This is a genomic window from Streptomyces blattellae, assembly GCF_009709555.1.
Classification (GTDB): Bacteria; Actinomycetota; Actinomycetes; order Streptomycetales; family Streptomycetaceae; genus Streptomyces; species Streptomyces blattellae.
In genome coordinates this window covers 1-22,733 of record NZ_WJBG01000209.1, presented here as the reverse complement: position 1 = coordinate 22,733, position 22,733 = coordinate 1, and the positions used below count along the sequence as shown (strand labels likewise).

The 22,733-nt window shown below is 69.8% G+C and carries 23 protein-coding genes and 2 pseudogenes; 16 read left to right on the top strand and 9 right to left on the bottom strand.

Going from position 1 to position 22,733, the window contains the following annotated elements; translation table 11 throughout:
- Nucleotide 1 precedes the first annotated feature (1 nt).
- On the bottom strand, nt 2–766 hold the full coding sequence (locus tag GFH49_RS28195) for an IclR family transcriptional regulator (protein WP_155058874.1): 765 nt from the start codon (nt 764–766) through the stop codon (nt 2–4).
- A gap of 78 nt (nt 767–844) precedes the next feature.
- Here GFH49_RS28195 and GFH49_RS28190 point away from each other — a divergent pair, with 78 nt between their 5' ends.
- Complete coding sequence (locus GFH49_RS28190) at nt 845–2,035, top strand: cupin domain-containing protein (RefSeq protein ID WP_155058873.1); 1,191 nt, start codon at nt 845–847, stop codon at nt 2,033–2,035.
- Nucleotides 2,032–2,868: a fumarylacetoacetate hydrolase family protein gene (locus GFH49_RS28185; RefSeq protein ID WP_155058872.1), complete on the top strand. Its 837-nt coding sequence runs from the start codon at nt 2,032–2,034 to the stop codon at nt 2,866–2,868. The genes GFH49_RS28190 and GFH49_RS28185 overlap by 4 nt, the downstream gene beginning before the upstream one ends.
- Before the next feature lie 292 nt (nt 2,869–3,160).
- Here GFH49_RS28185 and GFH49_RS28175 read toward each other — a convergent pair whose 3' ends face one another.
- From GFH49_RS28175 to GFH49_RS28165, 3 genes are all read right to left on the bottom strand, one after another.
- Complete coding sequence (locus GFH49_RS28175; protein WP_155058871.1) at nt 3,161–3,361, bottom strand: hypothetical protein; 201 nt, start codon at nt 3,359–3,361, stop codon at nt 3,161–3,163.
- Nucleotides 3,362–3,636: 275 nt separating this feature from the next.
- A complete protein-coding gene (locus GFH49_RS28170) occupies nt 3,637–4,341 on the bottom strand; it encodes an SIR2 family NAD-dependent protein deacylase (RefSeq protein WP_155058870.1) in 705 nt (234 codons plus the stop codon).
- A gap of 13 nt (nt 4,342–4,354) precedes the next feature.
- Nucleotides 4,355–4,744, bottom strand: coding sequence for a DoxX family protein (locus GFH49_RS28165; RefSeq protein ID WP_155058869.1), 390 nt, complete (start codon nt 4,742–4,744; stop codon nt 4,355–4,357).
- 396 nt (nt 4,745–5,140) lie between these two features.
- Between GFH49_RS28165 and GFH49_RS28160 the strand changes: the two are divergent.
- Nucleotides 5,141–5,371: pseudogene (locus tag GFH49_RS28160) on the top strand (anthrone oxygenase family protein); the annotation flags it as partial.
- Nucleotides 5,372–5,710: 339 nt separating this feature from the next.
- On the opposite strand, the gene rfbC reads toward GFH49_RS28160, so the two are convergent.
- Entirely contained in the window at nt 5,711–6,307 is a 597-nt protein-coding gene (gene rfbC, locus GFH49_RS28155; protein ID WP_155058868.1) for a dTDP-4-dehydrorhamnose 3,5-epimerase, read from the bottom strand.
- A 28-nt stretch (nt 6,308–6,335) separates the two neighbouring features.
- Complete coding sequence (locus GFH49_RS28150) at nt 6,336–8,375, bottom strand: glycosyltransferase family 2 protein (RefSeq protein WP_155058867.1); 2,040 nt, start codon at nt 8,373–8,375, stop codon at nt 6,336–6,338.
- 233 nt (nt 8,376–8,608) lie between these two features.
- Here GFH49_RS28150 and GFH49_RS28145 point away from each other — a divergent pair, with 233 nt between their 5' ends.
- The 4 genes and pseudogenes from GFH49_RS28145 (at nt 8,609) to GFH49_RS28130 (ending at nt 12,833) form a co-directional block, all read left to right on the top strand.
- Complete coding sequence (locus GFH49_RS28145) at nt 8,609–9,676, top strand: glucose-1-phosphate thymidylyltransferase (RefSeq protein ID WP_155058866.1); 1,068 nt, start codon at nt 8,609–8,611, stop codon at nt 9,674–9,676.
- Nucleotides 9,673–10,683 carry a dTDP-glucose 4,6-dehydratase gene (gene rfbB / locus GFH49_RS28140; protein WP_155058865.1) on the top strand — a complete coding sequence of 337 codons (1,011 nt, stop codon included), beginning with the start codon at nt 9,673–9,675 and terminating at the stop codon, nt 10,681–10,683. The genes GFH49_RS28145 and rfbB overlap by 4 nt, the downstream gene beginning before the upstream one ends.
- 32 nt (nt 10,684–10,715) lie before the next feature.
- Nucleotides 10,716–11,564: a dTDP-4-dehydrorhamnose reductase gene (rfbD, locus tag GFH49_RS28135; RefSeq protein WP_408055962.1), complete on the top strand. Its 849-nt coding sequence runs from the start codon at nt 10,716–10,718 to the stop codon at nt 11,562–11,564.
- 274 nt (nt 11,565–11,838) lie between these two features.
- Nucleotides 11,839–12,833 (top strand): annotated as a pseudogene (locus GFH49_RS28130) (substrate-binding domain-containing protein).
- On the opposite strand, the gene GFH49_RS28125 reads toward GFH49_RS28130, so the two are convergent.
- The gene (locus tag GFH49_RS28125; protein ID WP_230396538.1) at nt 12,817–13,266 is read right to left on the bottom strand and encodes a MarR family winged helix-turn-helix transcriptional regulator; all 450 of its coding nucleotides are present in this window, start codon (nt 13,264–13,266) and stop codon (nt 12,817–12,819) included. The pseudogene GFH49_RS28130 and the gene GFH49_RS28125 overlap by 17 nt on opposite strands.
- Before the next feature lie 290 nt (nt 13,267–13,556).
- Between GFH49_RS28125 and GFH49_RS28120 the strand changes: the two genes are divergently transcribed.
- The gene (locus GFH49_RS28120) at nt 13,557–15,215 is read left to right on the top strand and encodes an allantoin permease (RefSeq protein ID WP_155058863.1); all 1,659 of its coding nucleotides are present in this window, start codon (nt 13,557–13,559) and stop codon (nt 15,213–15,215) included.
- Nucleotides 15,216–15,460: 245 nt separating this feature from the next.
- Here GFH49_RS28120 and GFH49_RS28115 read toward each other — a convergent pair whose 3' ends face one another.
- A complete protein-coding gene (locus GFH49_RS28115; protein ID WP_196218152.1) occupies nt 15,461–15,946 on the bottom strand; it encodes a PIN domain-containing protein in 486 nt (161 codons plus the stop codon).
- On the bottom strand, nt 15,943–16,272 hold the full coding sequence (locus GFH49_RS28110; RefSeq protein ID WP_196218151.1) for a plasmid mobilization protein: 330 nt from the start codon (nt 16,270–16,272) through the stop codon (nt 15,943–15,945). Before GFH49_RS28110 ends, GFH49_RS28115 begins: the two co-directional genes overlap by 4 nt.
- Nucleotides 16,273–16,732: 460 nt before the next feature.
- Here GFH49_RS28110 and GFH49_RS28105 point away from each other — a divergent pair, with 460 nt between their 5' ends.
- The 8 genes from GFH49_RS28105 to GFH49_RS28070 all read left to right on the top strand — a co-directional run bounded on the left by GFH49_RS28105 (nt 16,733) and on the right by GFH49_RS28070 (nt 22,666).
- A complete protein-coding gene (locus tag GFH49_RS28105) occupies nt 16,733–17,035 on the top strand; it encodes a phosphatase PAP2 family protein (protein ID WP_155058861.1) in 303 nt (100 codons plus the stop codon).
- Nucleotides 17,036–17,069: 34 nt separating this feature from the next.
- The gene (locus GFH49_RS28100) at nt 17,070–17,600 is read left to right on the top strand and encodes an undecaprenyl diphosphate synthase family protein (protein WP_155058860.1); all 531 of its coding nucleotides are present in this window, start codon (nt 17,070–17,072) and stop codon (nt 17,598–17,600) included.
- A gap of 18 nt (nt 17,601–17,618) precedes the next feature.
- Entirely contained in the window at nt 17,619–17,999 is a 381-nt protein-coding gene (locus GFH49_RS41055) for an undecaprenyl diphosphate synthase family protein (protein ID WP_155058879.1), read from the top strand.
- A 576-nt stretch (nt 18,000–18,575) separates the two neighbouring features.
- The gene (locus GFH49_RS28090; RefSeq protein WP_155058859.1) at nt 18,576–19,910 is read left to right on the top strand and encodes a transcriptional regulator; all 1,335 of its coding nucleotides are present in this window, start codon (nt 18,576–18,578) and stop codon (nt 19,908–19,910) included.
- Nucleotides 19,907–20,479, top strand: coding sequence for a helix-turn-helix domain-containing protein (locus GFH49_RS28085; RefSeq protein WP_155058858.1), 573 nt, complete (start codon nt 19,907–19,909; stop codon nt 20,477–20,479). The genes GFH49_RS28090 and GFH49_RS28085 overlap by 4 nt, the downstream gene beginning before the upstream one ends.
- A gap of 193 nt (nt 20,480–20,672) precedes the next feature.
- Nucleotides 20,673–21,386, top strand: coding sequence for a ParA family protein (locus tag GFH49_RS28080; protein WP_155058857.1), 714 nt, complete (start codon nt 20,673–20,675; stop codon nt 21,384–21,386).
- The gene (locus GFH49_RS28075) at nt 21,383–22,246 is read left to right on the top strand and encodes a hypothetical protein (protein ID WP_155058856.1); all 864 of its coding nucleotides are present in this window, start codon (nt 21,383–21,385) and stop codon (nt 22,244–22,246) included. Before GFH49_RS28080 ends, GFH49_RS28075 begins: the two co-directional genes overlap by 4 nt.
- A gap of 120 nt (nt 22,247–22,366) precedes the next feature.
- A complete protein-coding gene (locus tag GFH49_RS28070) occupies nt 22,367–22,666 on the top strand; it encodes a hypothetical protein (protein ID WP_155058855.1) in 300 nt (99 codons plus the stop codon).
- Nucleotides 22,667–22,733 lie beyond the last annotated feature (67 nt).

The window sequence follows — 22,733 nt, the reverse complement described above, 5'->3', positions numbered from 1 at the left end:
GTCAGTCGGCGCTCACACCCAGCCCGGCGGAGATCGCCTCAGCGGCAGCGGTGAGCGCCGCGACGGCCTCCGTCAGCCGCTCCGGCGCGTAACGCACTCTCGGCATCGGCACGGACACGGCGGCGACCGTGCGGCCGTCGGCGTCGGTCACACCGCGCCCGATCGCGACGACCCCGCGCTCGGAGCGCTCCAGGTTGAGGGCCACGCCGCTGCTTCGGACGGCGTGCAGTTCTTCGCGCAGCCTGTTCAGGTCGGGGCGTTCCTCGGTCGCGGGAGCGTAAAGGGCTTCCAGGTCCTCGTCACTGAGCTGGGCCAGCAGGACCAGGCCGCCGGTCACCTGGTGCGCGGGAAACACCATGCCCTCGCGGTTTCCGACCCGCGGCGCCCGGGAGCACTCGACCGCGGCGACGAATCGCACCATCCGGCCGGTGCGGATGCTGAGGTTGGCGGTCTCGTCGAGGGTGTCGACCAGGACGCGCAGCGGGCCGAGGGCTGCGGCGCGGAGGGCGCCGACGTCGGACTGGGCCTTGTCGGCGATCTCCAGGACCGGGCCGGCACGGTAGCTGCGGTCCTCGTTCTGCACGGCGAAGTCCCGGTACACCAGCGTGGAGAGCAGGCGATGCGCGCTGGAGCGGGCCACGCCGAGCCGCCGGGCCGCCTCGGAGACCGTGATGGCGCCCTCGACCTGCAGGATCACCGCCAGTTGCAGGGCGTGGTCCGCGCTCGTCACGCCGTACACCGGCGGGTTCTTCATCGCCTTCGCCACGGTGGCCACCTCTCTGGCGGTGTTCTGCTGACCAGAATGTACTGTTCCCAGGGCGGTCGAGCGACGCACCGTCTGTACATGACCGCACAGGACAACGTCGTCTCTCCCGTCAGGCTCACCGCCGAGGCCGGGCCCGACCAGCCACCGGTGACGCCCGAGCTGGAGGACCTCTACAGGGGCTTCGAGAAGGCCCTGATGGTGCCGTTGTGGACCCGCGTCGGCGACCTGATGCCGCCCCATCCGAAGTCGAAGGCCCAGCCCCACCGGTGGGAGTGGAAGGAACTGCTCGACCTGGCCGGCCGGGCGGGCCACCTCGTCCCCGTGGGCCGTGGCGGCGAGCGGCGGGCCATCGCGCTGGCCAACCCGAGCCTGGGCGGCAGGCCGTACGCCACCCCCACGCTCTGGGCCGCCATCCAGTACCTGATGCCCGGCGAGGACGCCCCCGAACACCGGCACAGCCAGAACGCCTTCCGGTTCGTCGTCGAAGGCGAGGGCGTGTGGACCGTGGTGGATCGCGACCCCGTGCCCATGCGCCGCGGTGACTTCCTCCCGCAGGCCGGACTGCACTGGCACGCCCACCACAACTCCGCCGACCGGCCCATGGCCTGGATCGACGGCCTCGACACCCCGTTCCAGTACGACATCGAGGCCCAGTTCTTCGACTACGGCCGGGACGCGCTGTCCGAGGAGGAGTACGCCGCGCCGGACCGCTCCCGCTCGGAACGGCTGTGGGGCCACCCCGGTCTCGTACCGGTCTCACAGATCGGGACCCGGCAGGGCTCCCCGCTGCTGCGCTACCGCTGGGAGGACACCGACGCCGCCCTGACCGACCAGCTGCAGCTGGAGCGCGAGGGCCACCCCGGCACCGTGGAGCCCGGCCACGCCCTGGTGCGCTACACCAACCCCACCACCGCCCAGGACGTGCTGGCGACCATGCGCGCGCAGTTCCACCGCATCGTCAGCGGCGCCGAGACCGCGCCCCGGCGCGAGACCGGGTCGTCGGTCTACCTGGTGTTCGACGGCTCCGGCCGGGTGAGTGTGGGCGACTTCTCCTGGTCGGTCACGCGCGGCGACCTCTTCGTCGTCCCGTCCTGGATGCCGCTGTCCATCCGGTCGCAGGCGTCACCGTCCGACTCCGACTCCGGGGCGCTGGACCTGTTCCAGTTCAGCGACGCGCCCCTGTTCACCAAGCTCGACTTGTTCCGTACGCACGTCGAGAACACGCGGGCGCAAGTCGAGAACACCCACGCCGAGGAGAAGCACGCGTGAAGCTCGCCACCATCCGTCTCGAAGGCCGTACCGCCGCCGTCCGCGTCGAGGGCGACCACCTCGTCGAGCTCGGCCTGCCCGACGTGGGCACCGTTCTGGCGGCACCCGACGGTCTCGCGACCGCCGCGACGGCCGACGGCCCGCGTCACGCCGCCGTCGGCGCGGAGTTCGCGGCCCTCGTTCCCCGTCCCACGAAAGTGATCTGCGTCGGCCTCAACTACCAGAAGCACATCAAGGAGATGGGCCGCGACCTGCCGGAATTCCCCACTCTGTTCGCCAAGTTCGCCGACGTTCTCATCGGTGCCCACGACGACATCCAACGCCCCGCCGAGACCGAGCAGTTCGACTGGGAGGCCGAACTCGCCGTGGTCGTCGGCCGGCAGGTCCGCCGCGCCGACGAGGCGGAGGCGGAAGCGGCCATCGCGGGCTTCACGGTGGTCAACGACATCACCTGCCGCGACTGGCAGTTCCGCACCCGCGAGTGGCTGCAGGGCAAGAACTGGGAGTCCACCACGCCGATCGGCCCGTATCTCGTCACCCGCGACGAGGCCGGCGGCCCGCGGCCCGCGCTCGACGTCCGCTGCGAGGTCAACGGGCGGGTCATGCAGCAGGACAACACGGCTGACCTGCTCTTCGACCCCGTCGACCTGGTCCGCTACGTCTCCACGATGATCCGCCTCAACCCCGGCGACATCATCTCCACCGGAACCCCCGGCGGTGTCGGCCAGGCCCGCACACCGCAGGTCTTTCTCCGGGAGGGCGACACCGTGGTCACCGAGATCCAGGGCCTGGGCCGACTGGAGAACCGCGTCGTGGCGGACGGGTCGCAATGACCCGATGAGGGACCCGCACACCACACTGACCTGGGTCGCCGAAGGCACCGCACTGTGCCGCAAGGCCATCGCCGACCTCGACGGGGCGTCGTACGACGCCCCGTCACTCCGCCCCCGCTGAACCCACGACCTGTCCAGGGGGCTGGTGAAGATCCCGGACACGGCCGTGACGGTGCTGAAGGCCGAATACGGCTCGGGTCCAGGCCCCGGTCCGGCTTCTCGGTCCACCCGCTGCTTGTACCAACTGTCAACGAGGGCCGGACGAAGACGAGTCCTGACCAGCGACCGACCGTCACCCGTTCCAGACGATGTCGCAGATGAAGACGCTCAGGCCACCGGGTTTCTCCTCCGGTCTGTTCCTTGCCGTCTCGGCGTCACGGCCCAGCGCGGCCAGCTCGGTGGCGATGCGCTCCACCTCTGCGACAACACCGACCGGAAGCCCGGCGGTCAGGTACTCCTCGCTCGGGTTGTAGGCCCACTTCCAGTCGGTCACAGTCCGGCCCCGGCCCCGGCCTCTGCGTGGATCTTCCTTATCTCGGTGATGGCATCCGCGGGATCCTCGACCCCGCCGCTCACCACGTCTTCCAGATGACGCAGGCGAGCGGCTCGTGAGGGGTAGCGCTGGATCGCGATGGTTCGAGGGTGAGCGTTGACTGCGTTCCAGACGGCACCCGCACCACGCCGGATCGACGGCCGGATCAACGCAAGGGCACGGGCCGATCATGCCGGACAGCCAGTCGGCCAGGGCTCCGCAAGGTGGCGCCCGGGCTAAATCGAAAGCCGGCCGAACACCACGTCGGCAGGCTGCTTGATGTTGAGTGCCGCAATGTGATCGAACTGCGTCGATTGCGGATTGATCTGGATGATCTGCGCACCGCGGTTGATGTGATCGAAGTACGCCATGCCGTACGGACCATTGGTGCCGATGACCAGGACGAGCTCAGCCTGGGAGAGCCACTGGTTTCCCCTGTCGACATCCTCCCGCAGGAGACCGATGTTGGAGTAGGACGGGAAGGGGGCGATGGCGCCTCCACAGTCAAGGCAGCGCGGTGCACGGCCCTGGTTCCAGATCTGCACGTCGTCATAACGGCGCTCGCACTTCAGGCACTTGTTGACCCCGAAGCTTCCCTGGATCTCAGCGACGTCCCGCGAACCCGCCAGCGAATGCAGGCAGTCCAGGTTCGTGGTGACGACTCCTCTCACGCGCCCCTGCTGCTCCAGACGTGCCAGGGCATCGTGCGCCAGTGTCGGGCCGGTCGTGAACATCGGTTCCAGGAACGCACGCCATGCCGCCGCGTAGTAGGACTTCGGTGTCGCTCGGAGGACCGTGGTCGAGCGAACCTTCATGGCGTCGGCCATGTTGAGGGTGCCCATCACTCCGATGCCGGCGGCCGACGAAATGCCGGCACCTGTGATGGCGACGGTAAACCCGCTCGACGCCAGGAGTGCGTCGAGTCTCTTGATCTCGTCCACGGTGAATCCTTGTCTAGGCTCCGGCGACGGTGAGGAAGCCGAGCACGGCGATCACGCCGGTCAGTGCGAACACGGCGATGTCGGAGGTGAGCTTCTCGCCGCGACGGCGAGTGGCGTTGAACGCTCCGACGTGCGTCAGCGCCAGCGCCAGCGCCGAGATCGGCGACAGGACGGACGCGACGTCGAGCGCCATCGGCAGGATGAGGCCGATCGCCGCGAGCACCTCGATGGTCGCGGTGAGCTTGATCTGCCAGGCGGGGAGTTCGCTCGCCCAGGCGACGCGGCCGCCGACCTCGGCCAGGTGCGCCTTCGACCAGACGAGCTTCTGGCCACCCACGATGAGCGCGACGAGAGCCAACGGAATGGCGAAGATGAAGTAGACGACGATCACGGGTTCAACCATACGGCGCGTCCCAGAGGAGGGTGCGGGCGAGGTCCGGAGCGGGGGCGGCTCTCCCGCAGGGACTCGCTCGGCCGGGGCTCTGGAACTTCTCGCCGCGTTTCGGGCGGGTGTCTCCTACGGTGTCGTCCTGGGCGCACACGGCCGGCTCCGCGACGCAGGCCAGGTGCCGCCGTCGGGGGTACCGGGCCCGGCGACCTGCGGCTGCGCCGTGCGGGCGCGAGTGACCGGAAGCGATGCCGCAGGCAGGCAGCGGGGCCCCAGGCCCCTGGCCCAGTCCCCGACCCAGTCCTCCGCCCAGTCCCCCGCCCCGGCCCCGGCTGCGGTGCCCGCCGAGGCGGTGTGTCAGAGCATGGCGAGCCAGTCCACCAGTAGTCCCACCCTCCGCTCGGTGTCCGCTGGCACCAGGACGGCACCGGCCTCGTCGTCATCGCCGCCGCGTTGCTGATCTTGAGCGTGATCATGTCGCTCCTGCTGCTCGTCCCGATCAACAACCGGGGCAAGACGTGGACCCCCGAGAACCGGCCCGAGGACTGGAAGGAGCAGATGAACCGCTGGGACCGCTTCCACTACGTCCGCGTCGCCGTCATCATCGCCGCCTTCACCCTGCTGGTCGCCGCCCGCGCCTGAGCCCGCGGGCCGACACCGCGCCGGGGCGACACCGCGCCGGGGCGGCGCACGATCCCCTCCTCCCCGGGCGGCAGCGGGCCTCCGTACCGGCGAGAGTCTGCCGGGTGCGGGTGCACAAGGCGCACGGCGCGCAGGTGGTGGGCGCGACCATCAACGCCAACGGGACGCTGCGGGTGCGAGCCGCCAAGGTTGGTGCCGACACCGCCCCGGCCCGGATCTGGACGAAGTCCCCGTATGCCGGGCGGGCGAGGAAGTGGCCGCCGGGCGGACGCACCCGCTTGATCGGGCATCCGTCTCCTGGCCTCTTCCTTCGCCGCACCTTCGAGGCATCCCCGACTGTCAGTCGCCGCGGAGCGTCCTGCGGTAGGCGACGCAGTCCTCGTACGCCGGGAGCAGGCCCTCGGCCTCCGCTTCGGCGAGCGTCGGCGCCTGCTCGTCCTTCGGGGACAACAGCGGCTCGATGCCGGCCGGCCACTCGATGGCGAGGTCCGGGTCCAGGGGGTGGATACCGTGCTCGCGCTCGGGGGCGTAACCCTCGGAGCAGAGGTAGACCACCGTCGCGTCGTCCGTCAGGGCGAAGAAGGCGTGACCGAGGCCCTCTGACAGATAGAGCGCGTGATGGGTCTGGTCGTCGAGCCGGACGGCTTCCCACTGCTTGTACGTCGATGAGCCGACGCGGATGTCGACGACGACGTCGATGACCGCACCGCGCACGCACCTGACGTACTTGGCCTGGCTCGGCGGAACGTCGGCGAAGTGGATGCCGCGCAGGGTGCCCCGCTTGGAGACGGAGCAGTTGGCCTGGGCGAGGCCGAGGTCATGGCCGGTCGCCTCCCGGAACTCGGCGCCGCGGAACCATTCGTGGAAGCTGCCGCGGTCGTCGGGGAAGACCTTGGGCTCCAGCACCCAAGCACCCTCGATGCCCAGTGGTCGCATGTTTCTGTTCCTCGCTCGCGTGGTTCGGCTACTTCTTCTTCAGAGTTCGTATGAACTTGCCCACCGCGCGCCGCAGCACAGACCGCGGAGCGGCAGGACGGGGGGCAGGCCGGCGAGCCGCCTGGTCGGCAGCGGCCGCAGCGGCCGCAGCGGCGGCGGCAGCGGCAGCAGTGGCGGCGGCAAGGGACTTGACCACGGCGTCGCCGGTCGCGGACACCGCGAGCGCCAGCGGGAGGGCCACCGGTCTGCGGGCTCCGGCCGAGGACAGGATCAGCTCCAGCCGCCACTGGCGGTCCGCCAGTTCGCCCAGCGGAAGACCGGCACTCAGTTCGGCGTCGCCGGGCTCCCGGGCGGTCAGCGTGGCGGGGACGTCGACCGTACGGCTGGTCGCGAAGTCCTTCAGCTTCAGGGTCACCTCGCCCTCGCCCTGAACCTGCAGCGGCAGAGCAGCGGTGAGACGGCCGGGGCCGGCCGTGACGGTGACGTCGTCCGGGGTCAGGCCGGCGAACTCGTGAGACATCCGCTTGGTCTTCTGGTCCACGTCGAGCGAGAGGTTGCCGTACGGGTCGGTCCAGTACGGCAGCACCAGGAGCGCCGGGGAGCCGATCAGGGCGGCACGGCGTCCGCGCTCGGCCTCCTCGCCGCGTACGGAACCGAGGCGGGTCTCCTTGGACCAGCCGCAGGAGCTGATGCGGATGAGGACGTCCCAGATGCCCGCACCCAGCCCGGCGCCGTTCGCCGCCGACAGCGGCGCGACCCGCGAAGTGGCGCGCAACACCTGCCGGAAGTCCCCCTCCCGGCCCTCGACCGCGACCTTCTCCCGGGTCAGCTCGACAGGCTGGAAGAACTCCGCGGCCGTCTCACGCTCACGCACGACGAGGTCCACCTTGGACTTGCCCAGCGGGGCGGAGATGTCCGCGTCGAGCGTGGCGATGGCATCGAGGCTGGCCTTCGGCAACGGCGGGGCGAGGAAGTCCTTGGTGCCTTCGGTACGGAAGGTGACGGGATCGCCACCCGAGGTGTACTCGGCGGTGAAGCCGATCGTCAGCTCGCCGTTCTCCCAGCCGAGGCTCTCCAGGGTGCCGGAGGGCTTGATCCCCGACTCCCACTGAGCGAACTCCTCGACGTCGGCGAACCGGTCGGCTGCGATCAGGCCGGCCACGATCTGCTGAGTGGGCTGCAGACCGGCCGCGACACCAGGTCCGAAACGCTCGACGACCACCTTGTGGATCTCGTCGAACAGCTCCCTGCGGTAGTCGGCGGGCAGCTTCAGCAGCCGCTGCCCGCGCATCCGCTCGACCATCTCGTTGCGCAGCCAGCGGCGGAAGAGGCGGTCGCGCAGCGGGCCGGGTTCGGTGAGTTCCTCGACGACGTCGAGGGCCTCACGGAGGTTCTTGAAATAGCCGACCGGGTCGAAGCGCTGGAAGCCCGCATTGGACGCGTCCTCGCGCTTGACGTGGTAGTAGCACAGGTAGTCGCTGAGCACCGCGACGTTCTCGGCCCGCAGGTAGGCCTCGGTGACGAAGACATGGTCCTCCAGACGGCGACGCCCCTCCATATAGCGGAGGTTGTGCTTGTCCAGGAACGTCTTGCGGAACATCTTGTGCGGGGTGAGGCTGTCGATCAGCGGGGCGTTCTCGACGTTCGCGTGCGGGCGGTTCTCGCGGAACAGCTCCAGCGGGACCGGGCGGCCCTTGCCGGCCATCTTGCCCACGACGACGTCGGCGTTGTTCTGCACACCGTAGTCGTACATCCGTTCGAGAGCTTCATGGCCGAGCCAGTCGTCGTTGTCCACGAACTGGATGAATTCACCCTTGGCTGCCGCCATGCCGACATTGCGCGGCTTGCCGGACCAGCCTGACGGCTCCTGGTGAATGACATGCATGTGCGGGTGCTCGGCGGCGAGCCGGTCCAGGCGCTCGGGGGTCTCGTCAGTGGAGCCGTCGTCGACGAAGATCGCTTCGTACTCGTCGTCCGGCAGGCTCTGGCTCAGAAGAGAGGCGATGCAGTCTTCGATGTATTTGCCCGGGTTGTAGACCGGGACAACCACGCTCACCTTGATGGGCATGCCTCTTCTTCCACTTCAGTCATCTTCAGTCATCGGGTGTCCAACGCCATGATCCGGCGCACGGCGGCGCCGCTCACGGAGGGGTAAGGCTAACCCGGGGACGGCCACACCACAGTCACGTCAAACCGCGGCCGCTGGCACGAACGGATCACGAAGTCCTCGCAATCGTCCGGTGAACTGCGCCGGAACACACGGAGCGGCACCGGACGGGGCCCCCGGTTAGGATCCCGCTCATGAAGGCTCTCGTTCTCTCCGGTGGCTCGGGCACTCGCCTGCGTCCGATAACCCACACATCGGCCAAGCAGCTGGTGCCCGTCGCCAACAAGCCCGTGCTGTTCTACGGGCTTGAGGCCATCGCTGACGCCGGCATCACGGATGTCGGGATCATCGTCGGCGACACCGCCGACGAGATCCGGGAAGCCGTGGGTGACGGCTCGAAGCTCGGGATCAGCGTCACCTACATCCCCCAGGACAAGCCGCTCGGCCTGGCCCACGCGGTGCTCATCGCGCGCGAGTTCCTGGGTGACGACGACTTCGTGATGTACCTCGGCGACAACTTCATCGTCGGCGGCATCACCGGCCTCGTCGACGAGTTCCGTACGGACCACCCCGACGCGCAGATCCTCTTGACCCGGGTGCCCAACCCGACGTCGTTCGGTGTCGCCGAACTCGACGAGAGCGGCCGCGTCAAGGGGCTGGAGGAGAAGCCGAAACAGCCCAAGAGCGACCTCGCGCTGGTGGGTGTGTATCTTTTCACGCCCGCGATCCACGAGGCAGTCCGCAGCATCGAGCCGTCATGGCGCGGCGAGCTGGAGATCACCCACGCCATCCAGTGGCTGATCGACCAGCGCAAAGACGTCCGCTCGACGACCATCTCCGGCTACTGGAAGGACACCGGGAACATCGCCGACATGCTGGAGGTCAACCGCTCCGTCCTGGAGACGCTCGAACCCAGCACCGAGGGCACCGTCGACGAGTCGAGCGAGATCATCGGCCGCGTGCGGATCGACGCCGGTGCGGTGGTCCGCGGATCGCGCATCGTCGGCCCTGCCGTCATCGGCCCCGGTTCGGTGATCAGCGACTCGTACATCGGTCCGTTCACCTCCATCTCCGAGCAGTGCCGGATCGACGACAGCGAGGTCGAGTACTCCATCGTCCTGCGCGACTCCTCCATCACCGGCGTACGGCGGATCGAGACCTCGCTCATCGGCCGCAACGTCCAGGTCACCCCCGCGCCCCGCAACCCCTCCGCCCACCGTCTCGTCCTCGGCGACCACAGCAAGGTACAGATCTCCTCATGACCACCCTTTCGTCTCCTGCCCGCCCGGCCCGGATCCTGGTGACCGGCGGTGCCGGTTTCATCGGCTCCCACTACGTCCGCAGCCTGCTCGGCCCCCAGGGCCCGGGTGATGTGGCGATAACCGTCCTGGACAAGCTCACCTACGCGGGCAACCCGGCCAACCTCGACGAGGTGCGCGACCACCCGGGCTTCGCGTTCGTCCAGGGCGACATCTGCGACCCCGCGCTGGTCGCGAAGCTGATGGCCGAGCACGACGAGGTGGTGCACTTCGCGGCCGAGTCGCACGTGGACCGTTCCATCGACGGCGGCGCCGAGTTCGTGCGTACGAACGTGGTCGGCACGCACACCCTGATCGATGCCGCCCACCGGGCCGGGATCAGGACCTTCGTGCACATCTCCACCGACGAGGTCTACGGCTCCATCGACGAGGGCTCCTGGCCGGAGACCCACCCGCTGCAGCCCAACTCGCCCTATTCCTCGGCCAAGGCGTCCAGCGACCTGATCGCGCTGTCCTACCACCGCACTCACGGTCTCGACGTGCGAGTGACCCGCTGCTCCAACAACTACGGGCACCACCACTTCCCCGAGAAGGTCATCCCGCTGTTCATCACGAACCTGCTGGACGGCAGGAAGGTCCCGCTCTACGGCGACGGCGGCAACGTCCGCGACTGGCTGCACATCGACGACCACGTCCAGGGCATCGACCTGGTGCGCACCAAGGGCCGTCCCGGCGAGGTCTACAACATCGGCGGCGGCACCGAGTTGTCCAACAAGGAACTCACCGGCCTGCTGCTGGAGGCCTGCGGCGCGGACTGGGACACCAGCGTCGAGTACGTCGCCGACCGCAAGGGCCACGACCGCCGCTACTCCGTGGACTGCACCAAGATCCGGACGGAACTGGGCTACGAGCCCCGCAAGGACTTCGCCGCCGGCCTCGCGGAGACCGTCGCCTGGTACCGCGGCAACCGCGACTGGTGGGAGCCCCTGAAGGAGCGGGCGGCGCTGTGACATCCACCTGGCTGATCACCGGTGCGGGCGGAATGCTCGGCAAGGACCTCCTGGCCCGCCTGGCGGCCGACGGCGAGCAGAGCGTCGGCCTGACCCGGGGGGACCTCGACATCACGGACCCGGAGGCGGTGCACGGGGCCGTCGCGCAGCACCGGCCGGACGTGGTGGTCAACTGCGCCGCATGGACGGCCGTCGACGACGCGGAAACCAAGGAGACCGAGGCGCTGCGGATCAACGGCGACGGTCCCCGGAACCTGGCGGCAGCCTGCGCCAGGACCGGCGCCAAGCTGCTCCAGGTCTCCACGGACTACGTCTTCGCGGGCGACGGCACCTCTCCCTACCCCGAGGACGCCCCCACGGCCCCGAAGAGCGCCTACGGCCGCACCAAGCTGGCCGGCGAGCGAGCGGTGCGGACCGTACTCCCCGACGCGGGCTACGTGGTGCGCACGGCGTGGCTCTACGGCGCGGGCGGCGGCAATTTCGTCCGCACGATGATCAAACTGGAAGGCATCAAGGACACCCTCGACGTGGTCGACGACCAGCGCGGCCAGCCCACGTGGACCGTCGACCTCGCCGACCGCCTCGTCCGCCTCGGGCACTGCGCGCTCGCCGGTGCCGCGCCGGCCGGTATCTACCACGGCACCAGCGGCGGCGAGACCACCTGGTACGGCCTCACCCGGGAGATCTTCCGGCTACTGGGCGCCGACCCCGACCGGGTCCGCCCGACCAGCAGCGACGCCTACGTCCGCCCAGCCCCCCGCCCGGCCTACAGCGTCCTCGGCCACGACCGCTGGCCGGCCATCGGAGTCGACCCGATCCGCGACTGGCGCGAGGCCCTGCACGAGGCGTTCCCGATCGTGCTGGCGGCCGAGCGCCCGTAATCCGACGCACACAGCCCCCCTTGGACGAGCAGGGTTGACACCGGTGAACGAGCAGGGTTGACACCGGCGGACATCGGAGGATTGTCAGGCCCCGTGCGCCGGTCTAGGCTCCGTCGACGTGGCAGTTCCTCTGCAAGGGCGCCGAGGCTGAGTTCGATCCGGCAACGGAGACCCTCGGAGGTGCCCCGTGCGCTCGACGGCAGCGCATCTGCGTCCCGACCGACAGGACACGCTTCTCGTCGCCCTCGTGATCCCTCTGCGCGGCCCCGCGGGAATCTTCGGCCCGGCCTGCGAGCTGTCGGCGCAGCTCGCCGCGGAGGAGCTCAACGCGGCGGGCGGCGTGCTGGATCAGGAGGTCCGGCTGGTCGTCGTGGACGCCGGCGCCGAACCGCGGCAGGTCGCCGACGAGGTGGACACGCTGGTGTCCCTCGGCGCGGTCGACGCGGTCGTCGGGTGGCACACCTCCGCGGTCCGCCAGGCCCTGGCTCCGAGGATCGCCCGCCGGGTGCCCTACGTCTACACCGCCCATACGAGGGCGGCGAGCGCACCCCCGGGGTGTTCCTCACCGGCGAGACGGACGTCCAGCAACTCGCCCCGGCCATGCGGCTGTTGGCCGATGCGACCGGGGTCCGCCGCTGGTGCACGGTGGGCAGCGACTACGTCTGGCCGCGGGTCACCGCCCACACCGCCCGCCGCTTTGCCCGGGAGTGCCGGGGCGCCACCGTCGACGAACTGTTCATCCCGCTGGGCACCGAGGAGTACGGCCCCGTCCTGCGCCGGATCGAGGCCTGCCGGGCGGACGCGGTCCTGATGCTGCTCCTGGGGGACGACGCGGTGCGCTTCAACCGGGCGTTCACCGCGGCCGGCCTCCATCAGCGCTGTATCCGGCTGAGCACCCACATGGACGAGAACCTGCTGCTCGCCACCGGCGCGGAGGCGGCCGAGGGACTGTGGGCGGCGGCCGGTTACTTCGACTCCCTGATGACATCCGAGAGCCTGTCCTTCGGCCACCGCTACACCAAGCAGTTCGGCGCCGAGGCGCCGCTCCCCGGAAGCCTGGGCGAGTCCTGTTTCGAGGGCATCATGCTGCTCGGCGCACTCGCGGCACAGCGCGGCTCGTTGTCCATGTCGAGCCCGCCGGGCCCGGAGGACGCGATCTGCTACGAGGGCCCGCGCGGCACACTGCGGCTGCGCGGGAACCACCTCGAACAGCGCCTCTACCTCGCCCGTGCCGAGGCGCTGGACTTCGAGATCACCGCACAGCTCTGACCTGCTCGGGCGCGCGTCCCAGCGCGAACTCCAGCCGCGTCAGGCCGTCCACCAGTTCCGAGATGCCGGTCATCTCCTCCAGCGTCTCCCGCTGCACCTGCTGCGCGAGCCCGGCGACAACCCGGTGGCGGGTCCGGCCGCGCGCGGAGAGATAGAGCAGGACGCGCCGCCCGTCCCCCGGGTCCTTGCGGCGGTAGACCAACGCCCCCGAGACCAGCCGGTCGACCAGCTTGGTGAGGCTGGGGGCAGGCATCAAGGCGTACTCGGCGACGTCGGACATGGTGTGCCCGCGCCCGTCCGAGAGCAGCGACAGCACCCGCCACTCCTCGACGGAGCACGCCTCGGGCTCCAGGGCGGCGGCAAGCCGACGGGTCATCAACCGCTCCGCGCTGCTGAGCAGTTGCGGGAAATCGCGGGCCAACTCCGAGGCCACGTTCAACCCCTCCTCGCCGGGACCGGGGACACACCGCTGACACGACCGACACTACCCCCTCGCCCAATACTTTCCAACGGAACGATATGACCGGGTCCGCAGCCCCTATCTACACCCACCTACCTGCGCATATCAGCAGCCACCTGGGAGTCGACAACTCCTTCACACAGGAAGTAACGTCCGCTTTACAGCCTGCGCCGCTCCGGTTAACAAGCGCTTCCTAGCGTGCTCCACGGCCATCCCCCAGACACACCAGCGCCAGGCATCACCACACCCCAGGAGGCGTGACAGTGAGCACCACCGAGTCACGGCTGACAGCGACAGACCCCTCGAATCCCGCGCGGTCCGCCACCGACCAGGCGGTCACGGAGACCCTGGAGGACTACACCCTCCGCTTCGCGCCCCGTAGTTACCGCCGCTGGACCCCCATGGTCGTGGCCACCACGGCCCTCGGCGGCATCGCCTACATGGCCGACTTCTCCATCGGCGCCGGCATCGGCCTCGCCCACGGCACCGGCAACGCGCTCGTGGCGATCGCCGTCGCCGCGGTCGTCATCTTCGTCACCGGCTTCCCGCTGGCGTACTACGGCGCCCGCTACAACATCGACCTCGACCTGATCACGCGCGGCTCCGGCTTCGGCTACCACGGCTCGGTCCTCACCAGCGTCATCTTCGCCAGCTTCACCTTCATCTTCTTCGCCCTCGAAGGCTCGATCATGGCCCAGGGCCTCAAGCTCGGCTTCGACCTCCCGCTATGGCTGGGCTACCTGGTCTCCACGCTCATGGTCATCCCCCTGGTGATCTACGGCATGAAGGCGCTGAGCAAGCTCCAGGTGTGGACGACCCCGATCTGGCTGCTGCTGATGGTCGCCCCGCTGGTCTACCTGGTCTCCGCCGACCCGGGCACCGTCGACCGCTTCCTCTCCTACGCCGGCACCGACGGAGACGGCGGCGTCAACACCGCTTCCGTGCTCCTCGGCGCGGGCGTCTGCCTCTCCCTCATCGCGCAGATCGGCGAGCAGATCGACTACCTGCGCTTCATGCCGCCCAAGACCGAGGCGGACAAGCGCGCCTGGTGGACCGCGGTCGTCATGGCCGGCCCCGGCTGGGTAGTCCTCGGCGCGCTCAAGCAGGCCATCGGCGTCTTCCTGGCCGTCTACATCCTCGCCGAGGTCGGCCCGGCGACAGCGCCCGAACCGATCCAGCAGTTCAAGGGCGCCTTCGACGCGATGATGCCGTCCTGGCTGGTCGTCCCGCTGGCCGTGATCCTCGTGGTCATCAGCCAGATCAAGATCAACGTGACGAACGCCTACTCCGGCTCCCTCGCCTGGACCAACTCCTTCACCCGCGTCACCAAGCACTACCCCGGCCGTATGATCTTCGTCCTGGTCAACCTGGGCTTCGCCCTCGCCCTGATGGAAGCCGACATGTTCAGCTTCCTCAACGACATCCTGGGCTTCTACTCCAACTGCGCCATCGCCTGGGTCGTCACCGTGGCCACCGACATCGGCATCAACAAGTACCTGCTGAAACTCTCCCCGCTCCAGCCCGAGTTCCGCCGCGGCATGCTCTACGCGGTCAACCCGGTCGGCGTCGTCGCCTTCGTCGCCGCCTCCGGTCTGTCGATCGCGATGTACTTCCACGCACTCGGCGACGACCTGCAGCCGTACTCCCCCGTCGCCGCGGCCGTCATCGCCTTCGTCCTCACCCCGCTGATGGCGATCGCCACCAAGGGCAGGTACTACCTGCGCCGCACCGACGACGGCATCGAGGAGCCGCTGCTCGACGCGGAAGGCAACCCGAGCGCGACGACGTACGACTGCCACGTCTGCCACCAGCCCTACGAGCGACCCGACCTGACCGCGTGCGCCACCCACGACGCCGTGGTCTGCTCACTGTGCCTGAGCACCGACAGGCTCGGCGACCACGTGCTGCCGACCACCGTGTAGACCGATCCCCCTGACCATGCCCCGCGCCCATATCCGCGACGCCTTCGGTTGATTCGGGGCCCAGTCCCGCCAAGCGGCTGACGCGGGTGTGGGCCCTCGGCGTACGTGTCGGCTATCGCGAAGGGCCCGTCAATCAGCAGGTGAGAGACGCTCGGGCGGTTCCCTGAGGCAGCGGGCCCGGCGGCCAGGTCCTGGGCCTCGTCCACGACGATGACCTGGACGGTGCGGAGCGCCGCTCCCGGTCGTCAGACGGCGACGACGTGCACGTCGGTCGGCGCGAGGACCGTCAGGTAGGCATGGATGTCCCCCGGGCCGGTCGTGAAGATCACCGCGCTGCCGTGCCGGGCCGCCGCCAGGGCCACCCAGGCGTCCGCCGCGTCCGGCCGCTTCTTCGCCGGCAGGGCCGCCCGCCCCAGAGCGGTGCCGATGCGCCGCCAGTCCGCGAGGCCGGGGCCCGTCGCACAGGCCAGACACTCCGGACGGCCCGCCTTCGTCTCCCGCATGGGCGGCTCGGACGTCCGGGCCTGTGGGACCGTGCAGTCCTTCAGGACGCCGGACAGGGCGTGCACCAGCGCCGGCTGGGGGCGCCACATCTGGGCGAGGACCGGTCCGAGCACCAGCGCCCGGTGCGGGACCGTGCGCAGGCCCTCGTGGAGAGCCACCGCCTTCGCCTTGCGGTCGGCGAGTGCGATGAGCATGCCGGTGTCGTAGACCGGCACCCGTGCGCTCACGCGGCGTTTCCCGGACGGCGGCCTTGTCGGTCCCGGCCGTGGACGAGACCCAGGGCCTCCTCGACCTCGCGGCGTTCCTGCTCCGTCAGTTCCGGGGCCGGTTCGGGGGCGGGCTCGGCGGGCAGCCCGTCCGCTGTCCGTTCCGCCCGGGCGATGAGTGCGTCCACCTCGGCGAACTGTTCCTCTATGGCATCGCTCTCGGCCATCTGGCGCGTTGCGGCATGCACCAGGTATGCCGAGACGTCCATGCCCGCCCGTTCCGCGTGCTGCCTGATGCGTTCGGCCTGGTCCCGCTCCAAGCTGATACTGATGCGCGTCTTCGCCACGAAGCCATCGTAATACGCGTATGACGACAGTGCGGGGGCGGGCGACTCGCCGAAGGGGGACCGGCCGCTCCGCTCTCTGCCCGAGACGCCATCCCGACACGGCCACTCACCGGCACGGCCAGATCATTGAGACCGGTGACGCCGAGTGAGATCGGTAACAAGGTGATCGCCGAGTTGCAACGGATCGCGGCCGCCAAGAGTCAAGAGTCCAGAACCCAACGAGGCCGTTCAGACTTGCTCGGTCTGCCGGCCGGGGTTCTCACCGCAAGGACTCCAGCGTGCGGCTGAGTATGTGCAACAGCTCGATCGGCTGGAGCAGATGGAGGGACCCTCTCGATGCGCGACGGACTTGAGAGCGATGCCGCCTGGCTGGCCCGCGTCGCCAGCCACCACGCCTCCTCCACCGTCGTCGACGCCGCCCGCGCCCTCACCCACGCGAACTCTCTCCAGGAAGTCCGGCATGACCTGGCTCGACGCCCCGAAGGCGATGGTCGCACTCGTCGTCGCGATGCTCGCCACCCTCACCGTCCTGCTCACGGTCACAGCGTTCTGGAAGATCTCAGTGCACAGCGCCGTCACCGGCGGCGCCCTGGCCATGCTCGCCCTCACCTGGAGCCCGCTCGTCTGGATCACCTACCCGGTTGTCGCCGTCGTCGCCTGGTCGCGGATCTCCCTGCGCGACCACACCCTCGCGCAGACCATCGCGGGAGCGGTCGCGGGCACCGTGACGGCCGGTCTGGTGTTCGCCGCCCTCAGCTCGTGACGTAAACGGATCCGGCCACATACACCACCCGGCCATGACGATCTCGACACACCCCGCCCCCGGCGCACCGGCCCGCCACATCGCCTTCATCGCCTTCATCGCCTTCATCGCCGACGGCAACCGACGATGGGCCGCCGCCCGGGGCATGAGCAGGGCCAGCGGCTTCCGACACGGCGCCCTCGCTGTCCGCCAGGCCCTCGGCCACTGCCGCGAACTCAGCCTCGAAGCCATCTCCGTGTTCCTCATGCCGAGCCGGAACTTCCACCGCGCTGCCACAGAGGTCACCGCCCGATCGACGTCATCGCCGAGCTGCTGCACCATGTCGCGGACGAGTCCACCGGGCCCGTCCGCGTCCCGCACACCGGCGCCCTCCGCGGCCACGCCACCCCGCGGCTCCTGGAGGCGATCGAGTACGCCGAAGCCACCACGGTCCAGCGGGACGGCATGGCGGTCCGCCTCGGCGTCGGCTACGACGGGCACGACGAGGTCCGGCAAGCCGCCCACTAGGCAGCGGCCTGCCCGGAGTACGACCCGGTGGTCAAGCTGCCGATCGAGCGGTACCTGACCACGGCCGGTCTGCCCAATCCGGACCAGCGGAGAGCGCCGCCTGTCCGGCTTCCTGCTCTGCCAGGCCTGCGACGCCACCCTCCACTTCGACGACCGATGGTGGCCCGACCACGACCGCACCGCCCTTGCCGAGGCCCTGGCCGTGCGGCACCTCGTTGCCAGCCGATTGCATAGGGCAGCGACTCCTTGGTGCAGGTCAGGCCCCATCTCCGTCAACGCCAGGCCGCTCAATGCCGCGGCTGCTCTCGTGGCTGCGTACGCAGCCGTGAGGCCCGGTCTGAACCGGTACGAAACGACGACCAACGTCCCGGCTCAGCAAAAAGCCCCTGACCTGCAGGTCAGCTGGTCAGGGGCCCTCAGTGGCAGACGAGTCGGGCTGTACGCCGGGTATATCTGACGCACCCTTCTGACCTGCGCCTTTGCGAGTCGCGTCGGCTGTGACCTGCTAGGACAGGGTTGCAGAGGCGATCGGAGGCAGTCAGAGGAAACCGCTCTGATCCGACCCCGATTCGACCCGGGCTGCTCGGAGCCAGTCAGAGGCAATCGCCCTCTGTTTGGCTCTGAGTCGGCCGAGGTCGAGGCGGTGTCGAGCGGGTCAAGGCTCCTCTGGCGGCACTCCGAGTCGATCTCGGTCGAGCCGCGATGGGGACGTCTGCCTCTGGTACGGGGCCAGGCATACGAAGGCCTCCAGGACGGCCATCCTGGAGGCTTCGCCTGGCACCGATTGGAGGTCGGTTCCGGACACCACCCGTGGTTTTAGCGGGCCTGGGTGGCGTCCACGTCCTTGCGAGACGACCCCACAGTGCCACACCACACCCACCAGGCAGACCCATCCCGACGGACATTTCACCCGAGCGAGCGACTGGGCCTTCACAGGCTGCCTCCGGCTGCGGCTGACCTTGTCCTGCTCGGAGACCTCACCGGCCGCTACGCGGCGGGAAGCTACAGCAGGCTCGGCTCCGACGGCTGGAGCGTGGTCCTGCGCGAGGACCGTCACGGCGCGGCCGACCACGGTCACCGGATCACGGCGGCCATCGCCTGCCACGTCGCCCGCGCCGGCGGAACCGTCGACGAGCTAACCCAGCTGCTGCTCCACCCCGACCACGAGGGTGGTCGGCACTCCCGGCACATCGCGCTGCGCTCTGGGCAGGCGCGCGCCCTGGACTACATCCGCCGGGTGTGGACCAGCGCCTCGGCCGCGGTCGCCAGCACGCGGGTGCTGGAGTCGCGCCAGCAGGCGCACGAGGTTCTCGCCGCGCTGCGAGACCGAATCGAGACGACGCCTTGGCGCGGGGAGCGGGGACGGACCGCGCTGCGGGTGCTGCGGGCGCATCTGAACTTCGCGGAGATCGCGGGCGGCCCCCTGCACCACGCCAGTGAGCGGCAGACCGCCGAGGAAGCCGGGGTCTCCCGGACGACGCTGCGGGTCGTCTACGAGACGGTCCTCAAGCCGCGAGGTTGGCTGCGCCGCCTGCGGGTCGGCCATGGCCGGGAGGGATCCACCTGGTACCTCGGCGACGGCAGTGCATACCGTGCCGGCGTTTCCGCTTCGTTGTCTCGTTTCCGGACCACTCAGTACCCCCCCGACCCGGCACTTGAGGAGTGGCCCACCCCTGAGACACGGGCGGCGGCAGACATCGATTCCACCGTCATCGGCCGCTTGATGGGCCACGACGCCTTCGCCCACCACGGCCTCGGCAGCTCCGCCCTCGTGATCATCGGCGCGCTGCACGCCCGACCCGCCCAGACCATCGGCGAGCTCGTCGGCTCGGCATCCGTGTCCCGGGCCACCGCCTACCGGACCCTGCGACGACTGGCCGGCCACGGCCTCGTGCACCACAGCGGAGAGACCTGGAGCCTCGCGCCTCGCGCGCTGGAGGGCTTCAGTACCAGCCTGCCGGATGCGGTTCCCCGCCCGACCGCGCACCCGGCACAGGGCTGGGACGCGGTCGCCCAGCAGTACGACACCACGGGCGTCGCCGCCCGGCGCAAGGCGCTGCACGCTGCCGAGCGAGCGGCGTACCGGGAGGCACTGGAGCGGCTGGCGGAGCACCGCAGCAAGGCCATGGTGATCGTCCGCGACGGCCGCCCGGTCCTCGTCCCTGCACCCCGCCCCGACGAGATCCCCTCCGCGTGGCACGCCCCCGGTGGGCGCGTCCTCGACCCGATCACCGGCCGCGCCGCTCCTGACTGGCGGATCGCCACCGATGGACGGCTGATCCTCATCACCCCTGCCGACCAGCGCAGTTACGACGAGCTGGCCGCCGCCCATGCCGAAGCCCTCAGCGAATGGGAGTCCGTCGCATGAATCCAGAGCCCCCGGTCACCTCCGATGCGAACGAGGCGGTGACGCCCGAGTCCCTGCGCAAGCAGTACGAGTCCGGTGCCACGGTCGACGAACTGGTGGCCGCCAGTGGGCTGTCGTACGGCACGGTCCTCAACCGACTGCACGAGGCCGGGACCGAGATGCGCACGTCGTGGCAGACCCGTCGGATGCGCCAGGATCCGCAGGCGCGCCAGCGTCTCGCAGCACGTCTCCGCACCCTGTACGAGGAGCACGGCGCGACGCTTACCGAGCTCGCCGCGGCGGGGGCTGGGACGAGGCGTGCTGCCCGGCGCCTGCTGATCGAGGCCGGCGGCGCTGTGCGCACCACGCAGCAGACGCTGCGGATGCGCGCCGCAGCGCGGGCCGCCGAGCGGCAGAAGCTCGCGCTGTCCCTGCGGGCACGGTACGAGGCCGGCGCCACGGTTCCGGAACTCGCCCAGGAGTGCAACTACTCGGTCGCCACCGTTTACCGGCTCCTGCACCAAGCAGGCACCCGCATGCGGCCCCAGCACAGCCACGGCTCGGCCCGCGACATGAGGAAGCGGCCATGAGCGCCCCCGTCCTCGCAGGCATCCCCCGACGTGCCGCTCGGCTCAACGACCCGCCCATCCACCATCCCGGCTTCGGTTGCGCGGCGAGGGCACCCCCGCTCGGCCGCATTACCAGCCATGCCCGAAGCAAGCGTCGACTCCGTCGACAACCCCCAGTCAGCGCACCTTTCCAGTTTCAGGAGATCAAGCACACGTGAACGAGAACACCCGTATCAAGGCCCTGGCGGCGGCCACAGCCCGCGCCTGGGACGCCTTCGTGATCGTCGTCGGCATGCTCAAGGGCGGCACCGGCAAGACCACCTCGGCCTGGTTCATCGCCCTCTACTACGCCGTCGTCCTGGGAGTGCCGACGCTGCTGCTGGACGCCGACGCGACCAGCCAGTCCGCCTATGACTGGTTCAAGGTCGCCAAGGCCGAGGGCTTCGAGATCCCAGAGAACCTGGTGGTCGAGCGGTACCCGTTCGACGACATCGCCGAGTACATCCGTGAGAAGCGGTCCGAGTTCGGCGCGATCGTGGTCGACGCCGGCGGCGAGAGCGCGAAGCTGTTCCACGAGGCTGTTACCGAGGCGAACCTGCTGCTCGTGCCGGTCGCACCCACCAAGATCGAACGTCGCAAGCTCGTGGCCACCTTCGACGAGGCCGAGCGCGCCGCCGCCCGCAACGAGCGCGACGTCACCGCCCACGTGGTCCTGGTCAAGGCCGACGACCGCACCAGCCTGCCCCGCACCGCGAAGGACAAGCTGCTGGAGCCCGCCGAGGGCGAGGGCATCGGCCCGGACCGCGACGAGCCGTTCCCCCTCGCCGAGACCACCATCCACTCCTGGGTGCACTACATGGAGGCCTTCGGCGAGATCCCGACCGAGCTGAGCGAGTACGCCGAGCTGGTGAAGGAGCTGACGGCATGAGCGAGCGCATGAAGCCCCCGGCCCGCCGCACCGGTCGCACCCTGGGCGGCGGGGCCAAGAAGGCGACGCCTCCGCCCCCGCCGCCGACTGCCGAACTCACCCCCGAGCAGTTCGCTGCTGAACAGGCCGCTGCCCAGGGCGAAGGCCCCCGCGCTGCCAGCGAGCCGGAGGTTCAGGCCGTTCGTCCCACCGTTCCCGTCGAGAGGTCGGCGCAGGGCCGGACCGAGACGGTTACCGAGGTGGCGCAGACCTCCGCCCAGCCGACTGCCGAGGCGCCGAGCAGCCCCGTGCCCGAGCCAGCGGACCGCCAGCCGGTTCGTCCGGCCGTCGACGTGCCCGAGGCGGGGACGGAGTCCGCTGGGGAACCGGTGGAGCGGCAGGTGCCGCCAGTGGTCCCCCCTCCCGAGCCCGCAGCACCTGCCATCCAGCCCACGCAGCCAGCCGAACCTGTTGCCCAGCATGGCCCGTCCCACGTCACGTCCGCGGCTTCTGGTCCGGCTCCGGCCGCCGAAGTGGCGGTTCGCCCGGCCGTTCCTCCGGTAGGAGGCGGTACGGCGTTCCCGGTGAGGACCGAGAGTCCGGGGGCTCACCAGGAACAGGACGCTCGATCGCAGGAGGCGCCCAGCCAGGGGACACCGTATGCGCACGGTCCCGGCCGTCCTAAGGACATTCCCGAGGTCGCCGTCGTTCTCAACCAGCGCATCATCGCGCGCGAGAGCCTCGACTCGTCGGTCCCCGCTGCGCTGAAGCTGAAGAAGCGGATCAAGCGCTTCGCGCTGGACAACGAACTCGATCACCTGCCCATCGGCGACATCGTCTCGGTCGCGCTGGACGAGTGGCTCAGCGCCCGCGGCTTCTGACCCGACCGCAGGGCACGGGGTGGCCTCCCTCGCGCAGGGGGCGCCACCCCGTGCCGACTATTCCAATAGCCCTATAGGCGGATAGCTATCCGCCTACCCAGACCGACCGGAGCAGCTCGCGTGTCTGATCAGTCCCCCTACGCCCGTCGACTACGTGAAATCGCCGATGCGCTCGACGCCGAGCCTCAGCCGACCGATAACGTTCTTACGCCGCATCCGGCCACTCTGGACGTCATCAGAAACCGGCACACCAAGCGCGGACAGCTCAACCACGCCGTCCCCGAGGTCCTCCAGCTCCAGCGCCGGATTCGCCGCTACAACGCCGACACGGGCGTAGCGCACGGAGACATCGTCGCTCTCGCCCTCGACACCTGGCTCCGTGCAAAGGGCTACCCGCCCGACCTTGTCGGCAACGGCTGAATTTGGGTTCTGGCTCACTTTTGGTGCTGAAGTGACGGAGGGTCACTGTTGGTGTCGGCAACGGCCC